We start from the raw sequence: 15,212 nt of genomic DNA on the forward strand, positions 1-15,212 counted from the left end.
ATCCCATGAGCACCCGTTCGCACCACATGCCGTTCGGCGCCACCGTGCAGGCGGGGGGTGGCGGGGTGGAGTTCGCCCTCTGGGCGCCTTCGGAGCCGTCCGTCGTGCTCGAACACCGCGCCGCCGGGGGCGGCGCGGTCTCCAGGCCGATGGAGCGCGACCACCGCGGCTGGCATCGGCTGCTGGTGCCGCAGGCAGGGCACGGCGACCGATACAGCTACCTGCTGGCCAACGGCTCGCGCGTGCCGGATCCGGCCTCGCGATTCAATCCCGACGACGTGCACGGCCCGAGCGCCGTGATGGACCCACACCGCTTCGGGTGGACCGACGACGCCTGGCGCGGCCGCCCGTGGGAGGAGGCGGTGGTCTACGAACTGCACGTCGGCGCCTTCACGCAGGAGGGCTCCTTCGATGCGGCGCGGGAACGGCTCGGCGAGCTGGCCGAACTCGGCATCACCGCCATCGAGCTCATGCCGCTGGCCGACTTTCCGGGCCGGCGCAATTGGGGGTACGACGGCGTGCTGCCGTTCGCCCCGGACGCCGCCTACGGCACGCCGGACGATCTCAAGGCGTTGGTCGATGCCGCGCATTCGCTCGGCCTGATGGTGCTGCTGGACGTGGTCTACAACCACTTCGGCCCGGAGGGCAACCACCTGCATGCCTACTGTCCCGAGTTCTTCAACCCCGGGCACCGGACGCCGTGGGGCGCCGCGATCAATTTCGACGGACCGGGCTCGCGCACCGTGCGCGACTTCTTCCTGCACAACGCGCTTTACTGGATCGAGGAGTTCCGCTTCGACGGCCTGCGCATGGACGCCGTCCACGCGATCCACGACGAAACGCGGCCGCACATCGTGCGCGAGATCCGCGAGGCGCTGGACGCCGGCCCCGCCCGCGAGCGCCACATCCACCTGGTGGTGGAGAACGATGCCAACCAGGCCTCGATGCTGGTACGCGACGACCACGGCCTGCCGGTCGCGGCAACGGCGCAGTGGAACGACGACCTGCACCACGCGGTGCACGTGCTGGCCACCGGCGAACGCGATGGCTACTACGCCGACTATGCCGACGACCCGGTATGCCGTTTCGCGCAGGCGCTGGCCGAGGGCTTCGTCTACCAGGGGCAGCCCTCGCTCTTCCGCCAGGGCGAGCGGCGTGGCGAGTCGAGCACGCAGCTGCCGCCGCAGGCGTTCGTGTCGTTTCTCCAGACCCACGACCAGGTCGGCAACCGCGCATTCGGAGAGCGCATCCACGCGCTCGGCGATCCGGTGCTGCTGCGCGCGGCGATGGCTTGCCTGCTGCTGTGCCCGCATGTGCCGATGCTTTTCATGGGCGACGAGTTCGCCGCCTCCACGCCGTTCCAGTATTTCTGCGACTTCGGCCCCGAGCTGGCGGCGGCGGTGTCCGACGGGCGGCGTTCGGAGTTCGGCGGTTTCGCGGCGTTTGCCGATGAGGCAGCCCGCGCGCGCATTCCGGACCCCAACGCCGAATCGACCTTTCTCGCGTCGAAGCTGCACTGGCGCGAGCGCGGCGCGCGCGCGCATTTCGCGAGGCTCAGCGAGGTGACGCAACTGCTGCGCCTGCGCCAGCGCTTCGTAGTACCGTGGCTCGCCGGTACCGCGGGCGCGGGCAGCTACCGCTGCGAGAATGGCCTGCTCCGGGTGCAGTGGAGCCTGGGGCCCTTGCAACATGGCCAGCCTGGGGCGCGGCTGTACCTGCTCGCTCATTTCGGTTCGCAGCCGGCCGATGGCGTCGAGCCGCCGCCGGGCGCCGTGATCCATAGCGACGGCACGGCCGATTGCCAGGGCAGCCTGCGCTGCGCACGCGGCGCGGCGCATGTGACGCTGGAAGAGCTGCATGGCGCATGAACCGCACCACCACGGCGTCACAGGCGAACTTGGGCGGCTGTGCGAGCACTTCGGCATTGACACCGGCTATGTCGACGCATTCGGCGTTCGTCGCGAGGTTTCTGCGCAGAGCCTGATTGCGCTGCTCGCCGAGTTCGGCATGCACATCGGCGATGCGGCCGACGCGGCCCACGCCCTCGAGACGGCACACCGCGCGCGCAGCGCCGAGGTGCTGCCGCCGGCCGTGGCCGTGCAGGCGTCGAGCCGCGGGTGGCAGGTGCCGCTGCGGCTGCCGGTCTCGACGGGCCGGCTTCGATGGGAGCTCATCGACGAACAAGGCCGTGCGCGGCAGGGCGAAGCGGATGCCGGGGCGCTGCCCGAAACCGGCCGCATCGAAAGCGGCGGGCATGTGTGCGAGCGCGTCCTGCACCTCCCATCGAGCCTCGAAGCAGGCTACTGCAGGCTGCGCATCGAAGGCGAAGGCCTGCGCGGCGAGACGCTGGTGCTGGTCTCGCCGGGCCGTTGCTACCGGCCCCCCGTGGTGCGCGACGGCGGCCGCGTGTGGGGCGTGTCGCTACAGCTCTACAGCCTGCGCTCGCCGCGCAACTGGGGCATCGGCGACTTCAGCGATCTCGAAGAACTGGCCGTGCAGATGGCGGCGCAGGGCGCCGACATCATCGGCCTCAACCCGCTGCACGCGTTGTTCGCCAGTACCCCGCAGCACGCGAGCCCCTACAGCCCTTCGTCCCGCCTGCAGCTCAATGCGCTCTACATCGACGTGGAGGCGGTGGCGGATTTCGCCGATTGCGCGCCGGCCCGCGAGCGGGTGCATTCGCCCGATTTCCAGTCGCGCCTTGCCGCCTTGCGCGCAACGCCCCTGGTGGACTACCCCGGCGTGGCTGCCGCGAAGTTCGAAGTGCTCGCCTTGCTGTTCAGCCATTTCTGCGAGCGCCATCTGCCGTCCGAAGGGCCGCCCGACGAAACGGGCCAGGAGTTCATGGCCTTCGTCGCGGAGCGTGGCGAGGCGCTGCGCCGGCACGCTCTTTTCGAAGCGCTGCAGGCCCACTTCCTCGCGCACGAAGGGGGCGCGTGGGACTGGCACGCGTGGCCGAGTGCCTACCAGGACCCGGATTCCGCCGAGGTGAGTGCATTCGCGGTGGTGTATGCGCAGCGCGTGCAGTTCCACCAGTACCTCCAGTGGCTGGCCGCCCGCCAGCTGGCTGCGGCCGCCGCGCGCTGCAGCGCGCTCGGCATGGGTGTTGGCCTGTACGTGGACTTGGCGGTGTCGGTCGACCGCGCCGGTTCCGATGCCTGGGCCCTGCAGCAGGGCCTTGCCGGAGGTGCCAGCATCGGTGCGCCGCCTGACGAGTTCAACCCTGCGGGACAGGGCTGGGGCCTGCCGCCATTGCGCCCCGACCGCCTGCGCGCGGAGGGCTACCGCTACTTCATCGACACGCTGCGTGCCGGCATGCGTGGCGCGGGTGCATTGCGCATCGACCACGTGATGGGCCTGATGCGCCTGTTCTGGATTCCGCCCGGACGCGATGCGAAAGAGGGCGCCTACGTCCACTACGCGCTGGACGAGATGCTGGCCGTGGTGGCGATAGAGAGCCACCGGCACCGCTGCATGGTGGTGGGCGAAGACCTGGGCACGGTCGACGACGCGTTGCGCGACGCGCTCTTGCGTGCCGACGTGTTGTCCTATCGCCTGCTGTATTTCGAGAAGGAGCCGCAGGGCGGCGGATTCAAGCCGCCCGCCGCCTATCCGCCGGCCGCGCTGGCCGCGGTCAGCACGCACGACCTTGCGACCTTCGCGGGCTGGTGGACGGCGCAAGACCTTCGGGAGCGCCTCGCGCTTGGCCTGTTCCCCGATCCGGCGATCTTCGACAAACAGCTGATGGACCGGGCGCACGAGCGCATGCAGCTGATGCACGCGATGCTGCGGGCCGGCCTGCTGTCGCGCGAAGACATGGCGCAGGCCGCCGGCCTTGCGATGCCGACCGGCCGCATCGTGGAAGCGGCGCATGCATTCCTGGCGGCCTCGCCGTCGGCGCTGATGCTGGTCCAGCTCGAAGACGTGGCGGAGGTGGTCGCCCAGGCCAACATGCCGGGCACGGTCGATACGCATCCCAACTGGCGGCGCAAGCTGCCCGTCTCGAGCACGGCGCTGGCCGGCGGCGAACGCATGCGCGGCCTCGGCCGGTTGCTGCGTGCCCAGAGGCCGCGCGTTGTCGAACACGCGGCATCGCCGGGCCTGCAGACCCGCGTGCCGCGCGCCACCTACCGGCTGCAGCTCCACAAGGACTTCGGCTTCGACGAGGCGATCCGCGTGCTGCCGTATCTCGCAAGGCTCGGCGTGAGCCACGTGTACTGCTCGCCGATCCAGCGGGCGCGCGCCGGCAGCATGCATGGCTACGACGTGGTGGCGCACGCGGAGATCAACCCCGAGCTGGGCGGCGCCGAAGGCTTCGCGCGCTTCGTTGCCGCGCTGAAGGCCAACGGCCTTGGCCAGCTGCTGGACATGGTGCCCAACCACATGGGCGTGTTCGGCGCCGACAACGCATGGTGGATGGACGTGCTGGAAAACGGCCCGGCCTCGCTGTTCGCTCAGCACTTCGACATCGATTGGCAACCGCTCAACGTGGAGCTTGCCGGCAGGGTGCTGCTGCCCGTGCTCGGTGGGCACTATGGCGAGGTGCTGGAAAACGGTGAACTGATCCTTCGCTTCGAGGATGCGGCCGGCAGCCTGGCGATCCGCTACTTCGATCACCGCTTTCCGCTCGCGCCGGAGAGCTATCCGGCGGTGCTGCACCGGGCGCTCGCGCGGCTCGGCGATGCGACCGCCTCCGGGCATCTCGCAAGCCTTGCCACCGCGTTCGGCCACCTGCCCGGACGCAATGCGGCGTCGCCGGAAGAACGCGCGGAACGTGTGCGCGACAAGGAGCTGCTCAAGGCGCGGCTTGCGCTGCTCGTGCGGCGGCGCCCCGCGGTGGCGCAGGCGATCCAGGCGTCGGTGGCGGAGCTGAACCTCGCCTTGCCGGAAGCGCGCGACGCACTGCACCGGCTGATCGAGGCGCAGGCCTACCGGCTCGCGCACTGGCGGATGGCAGCCGACGAGATCAACTACCGGCGCTTCTTCGACATCAACGACCTGGCCGCCATCCGCATCGAGCGCGACGAGGTGTTCGAGGCCACGCAGTCGTTCGTGCTCGAGCTGGCTGCGTCCGGGGCGGTGGACGGCCTGCGCATCGACCACCCCGACGGGCTCTACGACCCCGCCGGCTACTTCCGCAAGCTGCAGGAGGGCTATGCGCGCCGTGCCGGCCTCATGCTGCCGGCTGCCGACGCGCAAGGGCGGCCCGCGCGGCCGCTGTACGTGGTGGCCGAGAAGATCGCGGGCGCGAACGAGGAAGTGCCCGAGACCTGGCACGTGCACGGGACCACGGGCTATCGCTTCGCCAACGTTGCCAACGGCGTGCTGGTCGATACGGCAGCCGAGTCGGATGTTCTCCACGCCTGGCAGCGCTTCACCGGCGACACGCAGGACTTTGCCGCAGTGGCGCGGTCGGGCCGGCGGGAGGTGATGCGCAACGCGCTGGCGTCGGAGCTCAACGTGCTGGCCACCGAGCTGCTGCGCATCGCCCGCGCCGACCGCAGCACGCGCGACTACACGCTCAACGCGCTGCGCCGGGCCCTCGCGGGCGTGGCTTCGTGCATGCCGGTGTATCGCACCTACATCGTCGATGGCCTCTCGGGACAGGACGAGCGGGTCATCGACGAAGCCGTCGACGCGGCCGCCCGCAGCAGCGGCGATGCCGACCGCTCGATCTTCCTCTTCGTGCGCAGCGCACTGCGGGGAGAGGCCGTCCAGGCCGCGCCGGCACTGGGCGAACGGGCGCGCCACTTCGCGCGGCGCTTCCAGCAGTTCAGCGCGCCGGTGGCGGCCAAGGGCGTGGAGGACACCGCGTTCTACCGCTACTTTCCGCTCTGCTCGCTCAACGAAGTGGGCGGCGAGCCCGACCGCTTCGGCATCGAGGTCGAGGAATTCCACGCGCTCAGCGCCGATCGCGCGCTGCGCTGGCCGCACACGATGCTGGCCACCTCGACGCACGACAACAAGCGCTCGGAGGACGTGCGCAACCGGATCGACGTGCTGTCCGAGATGCCCGATGAATGGATGCACGCGCTGGCGCGATGGCACGCGCAGTGCCGCGGCGCGCACAGGAAGCTGCCCGGCGGCGAGGCTCCCTCGCGCGCGGACGAATACCTGCTCTACCAGACGCTGCTCGGCACCCTGCCGGTGGGCGGGCTGGCCGCAGATGCAGTCGCGGGCTACAGCAACCGCATCTGGCACTACATGCAGAAGGCCGCGCGCGAATCGAAGCTGCGCACGCGATGGTCCCATCCCGATGCCGACTACGAGGCGGTGCTGGAGACCTTCGTGCGCGAGATCCTGGGCGACCCGAGCGAAGGCGCCTGCCTGTCCGACATCCAGCGCATGGCGGACAGGCTGGCCTGGTTCGGCGCGTGGAACAGCCTGACCCTGACCTTGCTCAAGTACGGCTCCCCCGGCGTGCCGGATCTCTACCAGGGCAGCGAACTCATCGAGCTGAGCCTCGTCGATCCGGACAACCGGCGCCCGGTCGACTACGCGCTGCGCCAGCAGCGCCTCGACGAGCTGCATGCCGTGGCCGAGGGCGACGCTCTTGCCGAGAGGGTCGGTGCGCTGGCGGCGGCCCCGCACGACGGCCGCGCGAAGCTCTGGTTCATCTGGCGGCTGCTGTCGCTGCGGCGGCAGCAGCCGCTGCTGTTCCAGGAGGGCAGCTACGAACCGCTGGAGGTCGAGGGGCCGTTGTCGAGGCACGTCGTGGCTTTCGGGCGGCTGCATGGCGACCGCATGCTCGTGATCGTGGCGAGCCGGCTGTTCGTCGGGCTTCCGCATCGGGAAGCGATGGACCATGCCCCGGCCCTGCCCGATGCGGCGAGGTGGCGCGGCACGGCGGTGCGGCTTCCCGCAGGCCACGACGGGGGCGTGCTGAAGAACGTGCTGACCGGCGAGCCCGCGGCGGCCGCTGGCGGCACCGTGAGCCTCGACGTGGCTTTCCGCCGCATGCCGTGGGCGGCGCTGGTGGCTGCCCGCACCGCATGAACCCCCACGCAACTGCGCAGGCTACGGCCCGCCCGCGGTGCAATGCGGCTTCCTGGCGTGGATGTCCGCGGTCCACAACGCCACGTCCTCGGCCGTCATGCTGCTCGCGCCGGTGAGGCGTCCGTCCACGTAGCCCAGCCGCTCCACGTCGTGGAGGTATTGCTCGCGCGACAGCAGGGTGCCGGCGCACACGTTCTCGTGCGTGGCCGGCGGCTCGCGCATTTCATCGGCCAGGCGTTCCATCAGCCGGGACATGACCCAGTCCGGAATGTGATGGCGCTGACCGGGGTAGATGTAGCCGAACAGCGTGAGGTGGGCCAGCAGCACCCGCCAGTGCGGGCCGAAGCGCTCGAGCAGGCTGACCCAGTCAAGCCGCTGCGCATTGGCCTCCAGCAGGTGGGCGATGTCGCCGCCGTCGTAGCGCTCGCGCTCCATGATGAAGGCCTTGGACAGCAGGCTGTCCTCCGCGTTGGCGATGAGCACCGGCACGCCCAGGATCTCGGCGCGGCAGTTGCCGCGGAACCAGCGCTTGTCCACCGGCGTCACGCCGTTGCCCGAATTGAAGATCAGGTCGATGAACTCGGGGCCGTCGTACACCTTGGCCAGCCAGTGCGGATGGGTCAGCTCGGTGCGCCAGCCGTGCCGCTGCATGAGCTGCGCGATGCGTTCGTAGTCCTCGCGGTGGATGAACAGGTCGAGGTCCTTGGTCGAGCGGCGGATGCCCGTGTAGCACGCGTGCGAGAAGGTTCCGCCCACCAGGAAGGGAATGCCCGCACCGTTCAAGGCGCGCAAGGTCTGCCGATAGAAATCGGCCACGTGGGGGTCGACTTCTTCTTCCAGCGAAGGCGCGAGCGCGGTGAAGGGCGACATGCATGCAAGCTAGGGCTGGCCACAGGCGGCGGCCCGGAGCAAAGGGCCCCATCGAACGTCGGCATGCGCCTACAGCCGCTGCGGGATGGGGCCGATGACGGCGAACCGCGGCGCGGCACATTCTGGCGCTCGCCTTCATCGAGCCGCGTCGCCATGCCCAATCCCAAATCGTCCTCCCACATCCGGTTTGCCGCCGTCGGCGACATCCATGTCCAGAAGGACTCCGCCGGCACGCTGCGCAGCCTCTTCGCCCAGGCCGCCGACGAGGCCGATGCGCTGCTGCTGTGTGGCGACCTCACCGACTACGGCACGGCCGAGGAGGCCCGGGTGCTGGTCGAGGAGCTGGGTGCGATCCACATCCCCATCGTCGCCGTGCTGGGCAACCACGACTACGAGTCCGGCACGCCCGAGGCGGTGACCGGTGCGCTGATGCATGCCGGCGTCCGCGTGCTCGATGGCTCGGCCTGCGAGATCGAGGGCGTGGGCATCGCCGGCGTGAAGGGCTTTGCCGGTGGCTTCGGGCGAGGCTCGCTGGGCGCCTGGGGCGAGCCGGCGATCAAGCTGTTCGTGCAGGAGGCGCTGAACGAGGCGATGAAGCTGGAGTCGGCGCTGGCCAAGCTGCGCACGCGGCGCCGCATCGCGCTGCTGCACTACGCGCCCATCGCCGGCACGGTGCAGGGCGAGCCGGTGGAGATCTTTCCCTTCCTGGGCAGCAGCCGGCTGGAGGAGCCGCTGCTGCGCTACCCGATGGATGCGGTGTTCCACGGCCACGCGCACCGGGGCACGCTCGAGGCGCGCACCATCAACGGCGTGCCGGTCTACAACGTTGCCAAGCCCCTGCTGCAGCGCAGCCGGCCCGGCGTGCCGCCATTCTTCCTGTACGAACTGCCGCGCGAAGCGGCCCAGGAGGCCTCGGCTTCCGCTCCGGAGTAGGAATCTTCCCACGGGCTGTTCAAGTGCAATGGACCACACTTGCAAGACTCCACGAGCCGGGGCCAGACATGCCTGCTGAACCGATGAAAGCCAGCGAACAGCCCGGGTTGTCCGTCGCCTCCCTGACCGATGCCGACTATCGCCAGATGGTCGACGGCCTCACCGATCACGCCATCATCCTGCTGGACCCGGACGGCAACATCGTCAGCTGGAACGCCGGGGCACGCCAGCTCAGCGGCTACGACGGCGCCGACATCCTGGGGCGCCATTTCTCCGTCCTGTATCCGCAGGAGACGCTCTCGCGCGGCTTGCCCGACGAGGAGCTGGCGCAGGCCGGCAAGCAGGGGCGCTTCGTGGACGAGGGCTGGCGCCTGCGCAAGGACGGCACGCGCTTCTGGGCCAACATCGTCATCACCCGCCTCCCAGGCGCCAACGGCGCCACGCGCGGGTATTCCAAGATCATTCGCGATCACAGCGACCGGCGAAAGCACGAAGATGCGCTGCGCGCCAGCGAGGAACGGTTCCGCCTGCTCGTCGAGGGCGTGAAGGACTATGCGATCTTCATGCTCGACCCCGGCGGCCACGTGGTCAGCTGGAATCTCGGCGCGGAGAAGAACAAGGGCTACAAGGCACACGAGATCGTCGGCCAGCACTTCTCGAAGTTCTATCCGCCCGATGTCGCCGCGCGCGGATGGCCCGCCGAGGAACTGGCCAACGCGCTGCGCGAGGGACGCTTCGAAGACGAAGGCTGGCGCGTGCGCAAGGACGGAACCCGCTTCTGGGCCAGCGTGGTGATCACGGCCATCTACGACGCCGCCGGGCAGCACAAGGGATTCGCCAAGGTCACCCGCGACCTCACCGAGCGCCGCCGGATCATCACGCTGGAGGACGAGGGAAGGCGCATGACCACCTTCCTTGCAATGCTGGGCCATGAGCTGCGCAACCCGCTCGCGCCCATCTCCAACGCGCTGGAGCTTCTCAAGCGCGAGGAGACGGGCTCGCTGGTGCTGAACAGGACGCGCGGCATCATCGATCGCCAGCTCAGGCAGATGACGCGGCTCATCGACGACCTGCTGGACGTGGGCCGGATCACGAGCGGGCGCATCCACCTGGAAGCCAAGCCGGTGCGGCTTCGCGAAGTGGTCGTCGAAGGGGTGGAGGCCATGCGCCCTGCCATGGCGCTGAAGTCGCAGGTCCTGGAACTGCAGGTCGACGGGGCCGATCCCTGGGTCACGGGCGACAGGGCGCGGCTGATCCAGGTCATCGGCAACCTGGCTCACAACGCGTCCAAGTTCACTCCCGACGGCGGGCGCATCGCGATCCGCCTCGGCACCCACGGTGCCAACGCCTCGGAAGCGGAGATCAGCGTCAAGGACAACGGCCCGGGGATCCCGCGCAAGGATCTCGAGAGGGTCTTCGAACTCTTCGTGCAAGGCGAAAACGAACTGGCGCGCACGCGCGGCGGGCTTGGGCTGGGCCTGAGCCTCGTGCAGCAGCTGACGCAGCTTCATGGCGGCTACGTCAGCGTGTTCAGCACCGGGCGCGCGGGGGAGGGCAGCGAATTCGTGGTGCGCCTGCCGGCGGCGCCCACACCCGACATGCCTCGGCCGACCGAACGCGGCGAGGGCGAAAAGCTGGTGCTGGTCGTGGACGACAACCGCGATGCGGCGGAAACCCTGGCACTGCTGCTGGAATCGCTGGGCTACTCGTGCTCGGTGGAGCACGACGGTTTTGCCGCGATAGAGGCCGTCAAGGCGAAACGGCCCGACGTGGTGTTGCTGGACATCGGGCTGCCCGGCATGAACGGCCACGACGTTGCCAAGCGCCTGCGCGCCGACCTGATCAATCCGCCCGCGCTGATCGCCATCACTGGCTACGGCCAGCCCAGCGACCGCGACACCAGCTTCGAAGCCGGCTTCTTCGCCCATCTGACGAAGCCGGTGGATTTCGATCGGCTGGGCTCGATGCTCGACCAGATCTACGCCGCCAGGACCTGAACCGGCAGCCCGGCGGCGCGCCCCTTCAGCCCTGGTGCGGCTGAAGGCCGATCACCTTGTCGAGCGTGAGCGGATAGTCGCGGATGCGCACCCCCGTCGCGTTGTAGACCGCATTCGCCACGGCGGCGCCGGCGCCGCAGATGCCCAGCTCGCCCACGCCCTTGATCTTCAGCGGATTGGTCTTGTCGTCGAACTCGTCGAGGAACACCGCCTCGATGGCCGGGATGTCGGCATGCGAGGGCACGTGGTATTCGGCCAGGTCGTGGTTCACGAAGGCGCCGAAGAGCGGGTCGACCACCGCCTCCTCGAAGAGCGCCGAGCCCACGCCCCAGATCATGGCGCCCGTGGCCTGGCTGGTGGCGGTCTTCATGTTCAGGATGCGGCCAGCCGCGAACACGCCAAGCATGCGGCGCAGCCGGATCTCGCCGGTGTCCGCGTCGACCGCCACCTCGGCGAAATGCGCGCCGTAGGCCTGCTGCGAGAACTTCTTCGCCATGTCTCCCTTCCCGATGCGCCCCTCGGCGCTCAGGCCGATGGTGCCGGCGAGCGCGCCCAGCGTTTCGGAGCGCGCGCCCGCCGTGGCGCGGCCGCCGGCGAACACCACTTCGGCGGGCTTCGCGCCGAGCCGCTGCGCGAGCTGCGCGCGCAGGGCCGTGCAGGCGTCGAACAGGGCCGATCCCGCGCTGGCAGCGCCCCAGGAGCCGCCGGAGCCGGGCGTCTCGGGGAAGTCGCTGTCGCCGAGTTCGATGCGCACCTTCTCCATCGGCAGGCCGAGCATCTCCGCCGCGATCTGCGTGAAGACGGTGTAGCTGCCGGTGCCGATGTCGGTCATCGACATGCGCGCCGTGAGCACGCCCTGGCGGTCGAGTGCCACCGCGCACCTGGCATCCATCAGGTAGTTGCCGCGGGTGGCCGCGGCCATGCCCAGGCCGATCTGCCAGCGGCCCTCGCGCACCGCACCGGGGGTGGCGCTGCGCCGGTTCCAGCCGAACCGCTCTGCGCCTTCGTCCATGCAGCGCAGCAGCTGGCGGGTGGAGAAGGGAAGGTTCGTCTCCGGGTCCATGGCCGGCTCATTGCGGCGGCGCAGCTCGATCGGGTCGAGCCCGAGCTTGCCGGCCAGTTCGTCCATGGCCTGTTCGAGCGCGAGCATGCCGACCGCCTCGCCAGGTGCGCGCGTGGAGTCGGAAACCGGCAGGTCGAGCCTCACCACGCGGTGCGTGGTGAGCCGGTTGGGCGCGGCGTAGAGCGAGCGCGTCTGGGTGCTGGCGGTTTCGTAGAAGTCGTCGAAGCGCGCGCTGTGCGAGAGCGAGTCGTGGCCGATGGCGGTGAGCCGTCCGTCGGGCGCGGCGCCCAGGCGCAGCCGCTGCACGGTCTGGCTGCGGTGCGTGGTGAAGTGGAACATCTGCTGGCGCGTCAGCGCCGTCTTCACGGGGCGCCGCAGCTGCCGCGCGGCCATGGCGCTGAGTATCACGTCGCCGTACACGGGCAGCTTGCCGCCGAAGCCGCCGCCGACGTAGCGGCTCACGATGCGCACCTTCGACGGCGGAATCTGCAGCGTGTCGGCCACTGCGTTCTGCGCGCTCTCCAGCAGCTGCGAGGCGCAGTGCACCGTCACGCGGTCGCCGCTCCACCACGCAAGGGCAGCGTGCGGCTCCATCTGCGCGTGGATGTGGTGCGGCGTGGTGTAGGTCGCATCGACCTGCACCGGCGCACCGGCGAAGGCGGCCTCGAAATCGCCGATGCGGCTGTCAGCCTTCTGCGTCTCTTCGTCTCTGGGCTTTTCCGCCTTGCCCTGGGCGGCGGCCATGTCGTATTCGCCGGGCGCCGCTTCATAGCGGATGCGGATCAGCGCGGCGGCCGCGCGTGCGGCCTCGAAGCTCTCGGCTACCACGTAGGCCACCGCTTCGCCGTAGTAGCGCACGGCGTTGCTCGCGAGCTGCGGCGTCGAGCGCGCGAAGCGGTCCTTGGCGTCGACCGGGCCCCAGGGCGCCTGCTTCGGCGCATTGCGGTGGGTCATGACCAGCAGCACGCCCGGCGCCTTCTCTGCGGCCGAGGCGTCGATGTCGGCCACCGTGCCCTGGGCGATGGTGGCGCCGACGATGAAGCCGCAGGCCGGCTTGCCCGGCGCCTCCTGCACCTCGTAGGCATAGGGCGCCTGGCCGGTCACCTTGAGGCGGCCGTCCACGCGATTGACGGGCTTGCCGATCAGGCCGCCGCGGTTGTCGTCGATGGGATTGCGCGCCGAGGGTGCGTTCATGTCCATGATGCCACTCCTTCAGGCCGCGCGCGCGGCTTCGTCGATCGTGGCCTGCAGGGTGCGGCGCAGCAGCGGCAGCTTGAAGTCGTTGTGGCCGCGGCCGCGCGCGCCGGCAAGCACGCCGTCCGCCGCGGCGTCGACAGCCGCCTCGTCGAGCACCGTGTCGGCCAGCCGCGCCTCGGCCGCCTCCACGCGCCACGGCGTGTGCGCCAGCCCGCCGAAGGCCAGCCGCGCCGAGCGGATGCGCCCGCCGCCGGCATCGACGATGGCCGCCACCGACACCAGCGCGAAGGCGTAAGAGGCCCGGTCGCGCACCTTGCGGTACACCTGCCGCCCTGGCACCGGCGGCGGCAGGGTGACCCCGGTGATCATCTCGCCGGGCTGCAGGTCGGTTTCCAGCTGCGGCGTGTCGCCGGGCAGGCGATGGAAATCGGCGATGGGAATCACGCGGTGCGCACCGCTCGGCATCACCGTTTCCACCGTCGCGTCGAGTACCCGCATGGCCACCGCCATGTCCGACGGATGGGTGGCGATGCACTGGTCGCTGGCGCCGATCACCGCGTGCATGCGGTTGTAGCCCTGCAGCGCGGAGCAGCCCGAACCGGGCTGGCGCTTGTTGCAGGGGCGGGCGATGTCGTAGAAGTACACGCAGCGCGTGCGCTGCAGCAGGTTGCCGCCGGTGGTGGCCTTGTTGCGCAACTGGCCCGAGGCCCCGGCCAGCAGCGCGCGGCTGAGCACCGCGTAGTTCCGGCGCACGCGCGGGTCGGCGGCCAGGTCGGCATTGCGCACCATCGCGCCGATGCGCAGTCCGCCGTCGGCGGTGGGCTCGATGGCATCGAGGCCCAGCCGGTTGATGTCCACCAGGTGCACCGGCGTCTCCACCTGCAGCTTCATCAGGTCGAGCAGGTTGGTGCCGCCCGCGATCATCCGCGCCCCCGGGCGCGCTGCGGCCGAGGCCGCCGCCTGCGGCGTCGCGGCCCGCTCGTAGGTGAAGGCTTTCATGGGCGCGCCTCCGCTCCCGCCACGTCCTTGATGGCGGCCACGATGTTGGGGTACGCGCTGCAGCGGCAGAGGTTGCCGCTCATGCGCTCGCGGATCTCGGCGTCGGTGAGCGTCACGCTCGCACCCAGGTCGCGCGTGACGTGGCTGGGCATGCCCGCCTTGGCCTCGGCCAGCATGCCGGCGGCCGAGCAGATCTGCCCAGGCGTGCAGTAACCGCACTGGAAACCGTCGCGCTCGAGAAAGGCCTGCTGCAGCGGATGCAGAGTCTCGCCCTGCGCCATGCCTTCGATGGTGATGACCGACTGCCCCTCGTGCATCACGGCCAGCGTGAGGCATGCGTTGATGCGCCGGCCTTCGACGAGCACCGTGCAGGCACCGCACTGGCCGTGGTCGCAGCCCTTCTTGGTGCCCGTCATGCACAGGTTCTCGCGCAGCGCGTCGAGCAGGGTGGTGCGGGTGTCGACCTCCAGCCAATGGGGTTGCCCGTTGAGCTGGAGCTGCAGCTGCATGCGCTCGGGCGGCAGGCGTCCCACGCCATCTCCCACGTCGTCCGTGCGATGTTCGAATTTCATGCGGAGCCTCCGATCGGATGAGGACCGGGACGAATCCTAGGAACGACCCGTGGCTGCGCGGCGGCGCCTGCGCGCTGTCGTCGTGTAGGCACGGGCCGACGAAAAGGGCGCCGCTCCACCGCCGCGCCGTCGTACGAAAGTGCACCCGGTTTCTTACAGCGGACTGCGCTGCCTCCTACGGAAGCGCGATGGGCGCGCACTAGATTGGTCTGGCATGCGGGCTCGAATGAACACCCAAGGAAACCACCAGGAGACGACATGAAGATGCTTCGGATTTCGACGCAGCGGCGCGCCCAGCTATCGAGCGAAAACCTGCTCGCCCTCAATTCGCGGAATCAGGAGATCCTGCACGGCCTCAGCTTCGACGAGTCGCAGTTCCTCATCGACTGCGGCGAAGACCCGCCCGCCGATACGGCCGACCGCGAACGGTGCGGCGACCTCATCCGCAGGCACGAACGCGCCCGCCTGCGCATCGCCACCGCCGACGATGAAGGCAGCGCGAGCGAGGCAGGCCCCGCCGCGCGCAGCCGGGATTCGTTCATGCTGTGAGCTGCCGGCCCGCCCCGGCTCCGTGGCGCGGGGTCC

General features: G+C 70.0%; 9 protein-coding genes. 5 read left to right on the top strand and 4 right to left on the bottom strand.

All coding sequences use genetic code 11. The features are described 5' to 3' along the window. Window positions 1-5 precede the first annotated feature (5 nt). Window positions 6-1,868 carry a malto-oligosyltrehalose trehalohydrolase gene (gene treZ / locus ACCD11_RS04825; protein WP_413312658.1) on the top strand — a complete coding sequence of 621 codons (1,863 nt, stop codon included), beginning with the start codon at window positions 6-8 and terminating at the stop codon, window positions 1,866-1,868. Beyond that, a complete protein-coding gene (locus ACCD11_RS04830) occupies window positions 1,858-6,996 on the top strand; it encodes a malto-oligosyltrehalose synthase (protein WP_413312659.1) in 5,139 nt (1,712 codons plus the stop codon). Before treZ ends, ACCD11_RS04830 begins: the two co-directional genes overlap by 11 nt. Window positions 6,997-7,017: 21 nt before the next feature. Here the strand turns inward: ACCD11_RS04830 and ACCD11_RS04835 are convergent, their stop codons facing one another. Then, window positions 7,018-7,866 (bottom strand): nucleotidyltransferase, encoded by an 849-nt coding sequence (locus ACCD11_RS04835; protein WP_413312660.1) that lies wholly within the window; start codon window positions 7,864-7,866, stop codon window positions 7,018-7,020. A gap of 153 nt (window positions 7,867-8,019) precedes the next feature. Here ACCD11_RS04835 and ACCD11_RS04840 point away from each other — a divergent pair, with 153 nt between their 5' ends. Beyond that, on the top strand, window positions 8,020-8,799 hold the full coding sequence (locus ACCD11_RS04840) for a metallophosphoesterase family protein (RefSeq protein WP_413312661.1): 780 nt from the start codon (window positions 8,020-8,022) through the stop codon (window positions 8,797-8,799). Between the two features lie 83 nt (window positions 8,800-8,882). After that, window positions 8,883-10,796: a PAS domain S-box protein gene (locus tag ACCD11_RS04845; RefSeq protein WP_413312662.1), complete on the top strand. Its 1,914-nt coding sequence runs from the start codon at window positions 8,883-8,885 to the stop codon at window positions 10,794-10,796. Between the two features lie 25 nt (window positions 10,797-10,821). Here the strand turns inward: ACCD11_RS04845 and ACCD11_RS04850 are convergent, their stop codons facing one another. Genes ACCD11_RS04850 through ACCD11_RS04860 form a run of 3 tightly spaced genes read right to left on the bottom strand, consistent with a single transcriptional unit; the run spans window position 10,822 to window position 14,627 of the window. Beyond that, window positions 10,822-13,059 (bottom strand): molybdopterin cofactor-binding domain-containing protein, encoded by a 2,238-nt coding sequence (locus tag ACCD11_RS04850; protein ID WP_413312663.1) that lies wholly within the window; start codon window positions 13,057-13,059, stop codon window positions 10,822-10,824. 12 nt (window positions 13,060-13,071) lie between these two features. Beyond that, complete coding sequence (locus ACCD11_RS04855) at window positions 13,072-14,055, bottom strand: FAD binding domain-containing protein (protein WP_413312664.1); 984 nt, start codon at window positions 14,053-14,055, stop codon at window positions 13,072-13,074. Beyond that, window positions 14,052-14,627: a 2Fe-2S iron-sulfur cluster-binding protein gene (locus ACCD11_RS04860; RefSeq protein ID WP_413312665.1), complete on the bottom strand. Its 576-nt coding sequence runs from the start codon at window positions 14,625-14,627 to the stop codon at window positions 14,052-14,054. Before ACCD11_RS04860 ends, ACCD11_RS04855 begins: the two co-directional genes overlap by 4 nt. Before the next feature lie 258 nt (window positions 14,628-14,885). Here ACCD11_RS04860 and ACCD11_RS04865 point away from each other — a divergent pair, with 258 nt between their 5' ends. Further along, window positions 14,886-15,176, top strand: a complete 291-nt coding sequence (locus ACCD11_RS04865) for a hypothetical protein (protein WP_413312666.1) — start codon at window positions 14,886-14,888, stop codon at window positions 15,174-15,176. Window positions 15,177-15,212 lie beyond the last annotated feature (36 nt).

The sequence above is a fragment of the Variovorax sp. Varisp36 genome (genome assembly GCF_047304235.1).
In the GTDB taxonomy this organism is placed as follows: domain Bacteria; phylum Pseudomonadota; class Gammaproteobacteria; order Burkholderiales; family Burkholderiaceae_C; genus Variovorax.

Excerpts from the sequence above, each read along its gene's own strand:
- ACCD11_RS04850 (WP_413312663.1), bottom strand. The coding sequence starts at position 13,059 with ATGGACATGAACGCACCCTCGGCGCGCAATCCCATCGACGACAACCGC.
- ACCD11_RS04835 (WP_413312660.1), bottom strand. The coding sequence starts at position 7,866 with ATGTCGCCCTTCACCGCGCTCGCGCCTTCGCTGGAAGAAGAAGTCGAC.
- ACCD11_RS04840 (WP_413312661.1), top strand. The coding sequence starts at position 8,020 with ATGCCCAATCCCAAATCGTCCTCCCACATCCGGTTTGCCGCCGTCGGC.
- ACCD11_RS04865 (WP_413312666.1), top strand. The coding sequence starts at position 14,886 with ATGAAGATGCTTCGGATTTCGACGCAGCGGCGCGCCCAGCTATCGAGC.
- ACCD11_RS04845 (WP_413312662.1), top strand. The coding sequence starts at position 8,883 with ATGAAAGCCAGCGAACAGCCCGGGTTGTCCGTCGCCTCCCTGACCGAT.
- treZ (WP_413312658.1), top strand. The coding sequence starts at position 6 with ATGAGCACCCGTTCGCACCACATGCCGTTCGGCGCCACCGTGCAGGCG.
- ACCD11_RS04830 (WP_413312659.1), top strand. The coding sequence starts at position 1,858 with ATGGCGCATGAACCGCACCACCACGGCGTCACAGGCGAACTTGGGCGG.
- ACCD11_RS04855 (WP_413312664.1), bottom strand. The coding sequence starts at position 14,055 with ATGAAAGCCTTCACCTACGAGCGGGCCGCGACGCCGCAGGCGGCGGCC.
- ACCD11_RS04860 (WP_413312665.1), bottom strand. The coding sequence starts at position 14,627 with ATGAAATTCGAACATCGCACGGACGACGTGGGAGATGGCGTGGGACGC.